This is a genomic window from Bradyrhizobium sp. AUGA SZCCT0222 (genome assembly GCF_018130205.1).
Classification (GTDB): domain Bacteria; phylum Pseudomonadota; class Alphaproteobacteria; order Rhizobiales; family Xanthobacteraceae; genus Bradyrhizobium.
Window position 1 is genome coordinate 1 of record NZ_JAFCLX010000100.1, and the last position, 1,734, is coordinate 1,734.

Annotated in this window: 1 protein-coding gene; it reads left to right on the forward strand. The window is 61.5% G+C overall.

The window, feature by feature from the left end; genetic code table 11:
- The first annotated feature begins 268 nt into the window (after positions 1-268).
- Entirely contained in the window at positions 269-1,150 is an 882-nt protein-coding gene (locus JQ629_RS36890) for a TauD/TfdA dioxygenase family protein (RefSeq protein ID WP_212416791.1), read from the forward strand.
- Positions 1,151-1,734: the final 584 nt, after the last annotated feature.

Sequence of the window (1,734 nt, forward strand, 5' to 3'; positions counted from 1 at the left end):
AGCCGAAGTGTCACAATATGAATCACACAAAATGCCGATTCGGGAATCCCCGACATCAGATGTGTGCATGCCCTAGGGCGAACGCCGGGACCCATACCGCGTTGTGCCATCGGCTCAAGCAAGGTGGCCGACACCTTCCATAACACCACGTCCGGTGGCTATGGGTCCCGGCCTTCGCCGGGACGACAAAATTGAATCGCGTACGCATTGCGCTTCGCTGCACCCGGGCTACGATGCTCCCAATCAATAATGATTGGGAGAAACGCCGATGAGTTCACTCTCCAGCAAGCAGGGCCCCCGCTATCGGCACGTCGCCGGCGAGAGCGAGCCCTATGAGACCATCGGCGTCGAAAAACTGACCCCGATCATCGGCGCGGAGATTTCGGGCGTCGATCTCGCTGGCTCGCTGTCGAACCGCACGATGGACGAAATCCACCGCGCGCTCGCCGAAAACCTCGTGATCTTCTTTCGCGACCAGCACATCACCCCGCAGCAGCATCTGGCGTTCGGCCGGCAGTTCGGCGAGCTGCATATTCATCCGGCGGCACCGCATGAGGGCGACGATCCCGCGTTGATGAAGATCTACGCCGACAAGGATTCACCGCGCGCCAATGGCGAGGGCTGGCACACCGATGTGTCCTGCGACGTCGAGCCGCCGATGGGCTCGATCCTCTACATCAAACAGTGCCCGCCGCGCGGCGGCGACACGCTGTTTGCCAACATGTATGCGGCCTATGAATCGCTGTCGGACCGCATGAAGGCCTATCTCGACGGGCTCACCGCGCTGCATGACGGCGAGCAGACCTATCGCGGGCTCTACGCCAATTACGGCGTTACCGACCGCCCGGAATATCCGCGCGCCGAGCATCCGGTCGTGCGCACGCATCCGGTGACCGGCAAGAAGGCGCTCTACGTCAACCGCGGCTTTACGCGTTTCCTGATCGGCGTTCCTCGCGACGAGAGCGATGCGATGCTCGCCTATCTCTACCAGCACGCGGAAAATCCGCTGTTCCAGTGCCGCTTCCGCTGGACCGAAAACGCCATCGCCTTCTGGGACAACCGCTGCGCCCAGCACCGCGCGATGTGGGATTACTGGCCGCATACCCGTTCAGGCACGCGCGTGACGGTGAAAGGCGAACGGCCGGTGTGAGCGGCCTGCTCCGTCGTCATTCCGGGGCGCGCGCAGCGCGAGCCCGGAATCCATCAGGCCGCATTTGCTGTCGCCAGATGGATTCCGGGCTCTCGCTTCGCGAGCCCCGGAATGACGATCGAGGGTGCGACAAAACAACCCGACGGGCAAATCAATGCTGACTTTCAGAAATCGTGTCAAGTAGAAAATTTCTGTAAATCAAAAATATTTCTGTTGTCGGCCGACCCAAATCAGTGCGCATCTATCGCCATCCCGTCCTGGTCAGAAGGGCGTCGGCCGTCGTCACGGACGTTGGACGGGTTGCGGTGGACGCTGGTTTGCGCTGAGACGACGGCGTGGATAAGCGTACGGCAAAACCGTGTGGTCCTGGCGCCCGTTGCAGGCGTCAAGCTGTCGGAGAAGCGCAAGCGGGAACGGCAGCGACGGAGTCAACCAAGAACTCGTCTCCGGGGAGATCACGGCATAAGCCGTAAAGCCATTGCGCAGGGAAGGCCGGGTGTTCTCCGCTGCCCTGTATGCTCGTGTGCATTTTGTTTTGTGCAAACCGCACGCGAGACCGCGGGTGCAGCGCGCACCCGGTCTTC

What these genes read in the sequence shown, in the direction of transcription:
- JQ629_RS36890 (WP_212416791.1), top strand. Translation starts at nt 269, where the DNA reads ATGAGTTCACTCTCCAGCAAGCAGGGCCCCCGCTATCGGCACGTCGCC.